A 4126-nucleotide genomic window follows, 5' to 3' on the forward strand; every position below is an offset into this window, starting at 1 on the left:
CGGGTCGCGCTGGGCGATCTTCTCGGCGGTCTGCGCCGGGACGATGTAATAGCGCTTGTCCCAGGTTGCCAGGCGCAGCTTGCGGGTGGCCAGGCCGCGACGCAGGCGGGCGTTGACCGGCAGGCTCAGTACCCGGAACTGGTCGGCGAAGTAATACGGCTCGCCGTGGCTGGGCAGCTTCTCGGCGTGATCGAGGATGAGCTGGCGGATCTCGGCGCGCTGGGCGCGGCGTTGCTCGGCCTCGCGCTGGCGTGCGCCGGCCTCGCGCGCCTGCTGTCGCTCGCGCTCGAGTTTCTCGGCGGCGGCCTTCTTCGCCGCCTCGATCTCGGCAGGCGGCTTGGTGTTCGCGTCCTTGTCGTGACGGCTGACGCGTCCCCAGGCGGATTTCTTCTGCTTTGCCTGCTTGCCGCCCTGCTTGCCCCCTTTCTGGGCGAGGCCGGCCTTGAGTAACTGCTCCTGAAGCGATGCCTTGCTCATGATGTTTCGCGCTGCCGATCGGTGAAACGGGTCGGCAGTCTACCAGCAAGCGCGACTCGGCGGAGGTCAGGGCTCGGCCGGTTCGTCCTCCATCGTGAGGCATTGCAGCGGCGCCAGTTGGGCGGTCTTCTTGTGCTGGAAACGATGCATCCGCTGGATGATGTCGACCAGGATGCGCACGGCCCGCTCGATGTAGGGGCCCTTGTTGAGCATGACGCACTCGGCCCGCTCGGCCATCGCCGCGTCGGTGAGCTCGGGGCGCGAGATCGTGCCCTTCTTCGCCAGTGTCTCGAGCACCTGGGTGGCCCAGATGACCGGTACGTGGGCCGCCTCGGTGAACCAGAGCAGGGTTTCCTGCGCCTCGATCATTTCCTCCGGGCCCAGCTCCACGGCAAGATCGCCACGGGCGATCATGATGCCCAGCGGGCGGTGGCCGAGGGCGGCGAGCATGATGCCGGGGAGGTTGTCCACCGCGCGGCGGGTCTCGATCTTGGCGATGATCGGCATGCCGGTGGCGCCGCGCGCGTCGAGCTCGGCCATCAGCGTGCGCATGTCGTCACCGGTCTCGACGAACGAGAAGCCCACCATGTCGGCATGATCGACCACGAAGTCGAGATCCGCGAGATCCTTGGCGCTCAGCGCCGGCAGGTCGAGCGGGGTGTCGGGGAAGTTGAGCCCCTTGTCGGGCTTGATGGTCTTGCCCTGCGGGCCGGCGTGCTCGACGGTCAGCAGGGCGCCGTCCGTGTCGACCACGACCACTCGAGCGCCGATCTTGCCGTCATCGATCCATACCGGATCGCCCACGGCCAGCCGCTCGAACACCCGCGGTTCCGCGCAAGGTACGCGTGCCGGCTCGATGACGTTGCCGGCCGGATCGAGACGGGCAGGTTCGCCGGGGCGGGCGTCCGCCGAGAGCCGCAGCTGGTCGCCCTCGAACACGCGGATCTTGATCGGGCGAGTGTCGAACCCGCGCGCGAGGAATCTTTCGCCGGTGCCGGGGTCGAGAAACGCCGTCGTCTGGTCGATGTGCGCCGGCCCGTCGAGCGCGGCGTGGAAGAAGCGCGCGGTGCCGGTGGCCGCGATGCGCATGCGGCGTTCTCGGCCGAGGGTGTCGACGAAATACAGTTCCTGGTGGTCATGCAGCCGGTCGACGACCGTCGTGTCCAGCGCCAGGTGCCAGTTGCGCTTGCGTCCCTTGCCGACCGGCTCGGAGCGCAGAAAGCCGTCGCTGATCTCGATCACCGGTGCCCGCGTCCCTTCCCAGTCGATTTCCAGCGCCTTGTGCCGACGGCGCACCTCACCGGTGCGGACCTTGTGGCCCGCGAGATCCATGAACAACCGGCAGGGCCGGCCGGTGCGCTGGCGCGCGGCCTCGAGATTGCCGACCATCCGGCTCCATTCGCGGGCCGAATCGTGGGCACAGTTGATGCGCGCGCAGGTCATGCCCGCGCGGATCAGGCCCTCGAGGAGTTCCGCGTCGTCCGCGGCCTCGGTGGGCAGCGTGACCATGATGCGCACCCCGGGCGGGGCCTCTGGGCCGAAGAGTTCCTCGGTATTCGCCGCCAGGATCCGATCTCCGGTGACGAAGTCTGCCGATGAGTGGCCACCGGCGGGTACCCGCCGGCCGCAGGCGCGACCCAACAGATCGATGATGCTGTCCAGCGTGGCCAGCACGTGGGATTCGCTGCGCCCGAGCGACGAGAGACCGTGGGAGGCCAGCACCGGTTGCAGTTCGCGCAGATCCTCCGAACGCAGCGCCAGGTAGCAGGCGAGGTTCCAGGAGCTCGGGCCGGCCCGCCCGGCATCTCCCAGCTCGTGCTCCAGTCGCCGGGTGGCGCGATCCACCACGCGTTCGCGCAGGGCGATGACCTGGTCGAGAAGCCAGTCGATGGTGTTCTCGGTGGTGTCTTGCTTGCCGTCATGGCCGATATTCATGGAGCGGTTCCTCCCGGGTGCGGTCCCGAGGTTTGGAGCACTCATGATTACCAGCGTCATGTGACTGGCGTGTGGCACGAGGGCGGAGGGTGATAAAACCGTTGACCGTCCGCGAAACGTGCTAGCATGCGCGCTTCGGTCTGACCAGTCCTGCCGATTCCATTACCGATGACGTGCCCACGGCATGCCATCGACCCCGCGTTTTCCTTGCCGACTGGCGTGCGTTCCCTCCCCGGGGGCGTGTGACGGGAAACGCCACGCCATTCGAGACGCCATTTTTCGTCATGGCCTCCATGCGTCGAGCGTTCTCGTCCCCAAAGTCCGTTTCCCCAAGGAAAATCATCTCTATGTTGTTTTCAGAACTGGGCCTGCGCCCGGAACTCCAGCGCGCCATCGAAGAGCGCGGCTACACCACCCCGACCCCGATCCAGGCCCAGGCCATCCCCGCCGTGCTCTCCGGCAAGGACCTGCTGGCTGCGGCACAGACCGGTACCGGCAAGACCGCCGGCTTCACGCTGCCGCTGCTCGAGCGCCTGATGGATACCCACCCGGAAGGCGGCCACAAGGGTGGCAAGCGTCCGATCCGTGCGCTGATCCTGACCCCGACACGTGAGCTGGCCGCCCAGGTCGAGCAGAGCGTGCTCGACTACGGCCACCACCTGCCGCTGAAATCGATGGTCATGTTCGGCGGCGTGGGCATCAACCCGCAGATCGACAAGCTGAAAAGGGGCGTCGACATTCTCGTGGCCACACCGGGCCGACTGCTCGACCATCAGAGCCAGGGCACCGTCGATCTGTCGAAGGTCGAGATCCTGGTACTGGACGAAGCCGACCGCATGCTCGACATGGGCTTCATCCACGACATCAAGAAGATCCTCAAGATCGTGCCGGAGCAACGCCAGAACCTGCTGTTCTCGGCGACCTTCTCCGACGAGATCCGCGCGCTGGCCAACAAGCTGCTCGACAACCCGGCGGAGATTTCGGTCACCCCGCGCAACACCACCGTCGAGGCGGTCAGCCAGTCGGTCTACGAGGTCGACCGCGACAAGAAGCGCGAGCTTCTGGCCGAGTTGCTGATCGACCAGGACTGGCAGCAGGTGCTGGTGTTCACCCGCACCAAGCACGGCGCCAACCGCCTGGCCGAGTACCTGTCCAAGCGCGACATCCCGGCGATGGCCATCCACGGCAACAAGAGCCAGACGGCCCGCACCAAGGCACTGGAATCGTTCAAGAACGGCTCGATCCGCGTGCTGGTGGCCACCGACATCGCCGCGCGCGGCATCGACATCGCCCAGCTGCCCTACGTGGTCAACTTCGAGCTGCCCAACGTGGCCGAGGACTACGTCCACCGCATCGGCCGCACCGGCCGGGCGGGCGAGTCCGGCGAGGCGATCTCGCTGGTCTGCATCGACGAGTTCAAGCTGCTCGACGGTATCGAGCGCCTGACCAAGCAGAAGTTCACGCGTCACGTCGTGCCCGGTTTCGAGCCGGACCCGAACGCCAAGCCCGAACCGATCCCGAACGGCCGCAACAACGCCGGCGGCGGTCGTCGCGGTGGCGGTGGACGTCCGGGCGGCGGTGGCGGTCGTGGCGCACCCGGCGGTGGCCAGGGACGTGGCCCGGGTCGTGGCCCCGGTGGCGGCGGTCGCGGCCCGGGTGGTCGTCCGGGTGGTGGCCGCGGCGGTCGCGGCGGCGGTGGTCGCAGCGGCAACCG

The 4126-nt window shown here is 67.7% G+C and carries 3 protein-coding genes; 1 reads left to right on the forward strand and 2 read right to left on the reverse strand.

Going from position 1 to position 4126, the window contains the following annotated elements:
- Both ACLFRM_RS09160 and ACLFRM_RS09165 read right to left on the reverse strand, forming a co-directional pair.
- Positions 1-477, reverse strand: a 477-nt coding sequence (locus tag ACLFRM_RS09160; RefSeq protein ID WP_410755433.1) for a DUF2058 family protein, incomplete at its 3' end; no start/stop codon positions are given.
- Positions 478-543: 66 nt separating this feature from the next.
- Complete coding sequence (locus tag ACLFRM_RS09165) at positions 544-2412, reverse strand: pyruvate kinase (protein WP_410755434.1); 1869 nt, start codon at positions 2410-2412, stop codon at positions 544-546.
- Between the two features lie 347 nt (positions 2413-2759).
- On the opposite strand from ACLFRM_RS09165, the gene ACLFRM_RS09170 reads away from it, so the two are divergent.
- The coding region (locus tag ACLFRM_RS09170) for a DEAD/DEAH box helicase (protein WP_410755435.1) at positions 2760-4126 on the forward strand (1367 nt) is incomplete at its 3' end.

It is taken from the genome of Guyparkeria sp. (assembly GCF_046540515.1).
Classification (GTDB): Bacteria; Pseudomonadota; Gammaproteobacteria; order Halothiobacillales; family Halothiobacillaceae; genus Guyparkeria.

Excerpts from the sequence above, each read along its gene's own strand:
- ACLFRM_RS09165 (WP_410755434.1), bottom strand. The coding sequence starts at position 2,412 with ATGAATATCGGCCATGACGGCAAGCAAGACACCACCGAGAACACCATC.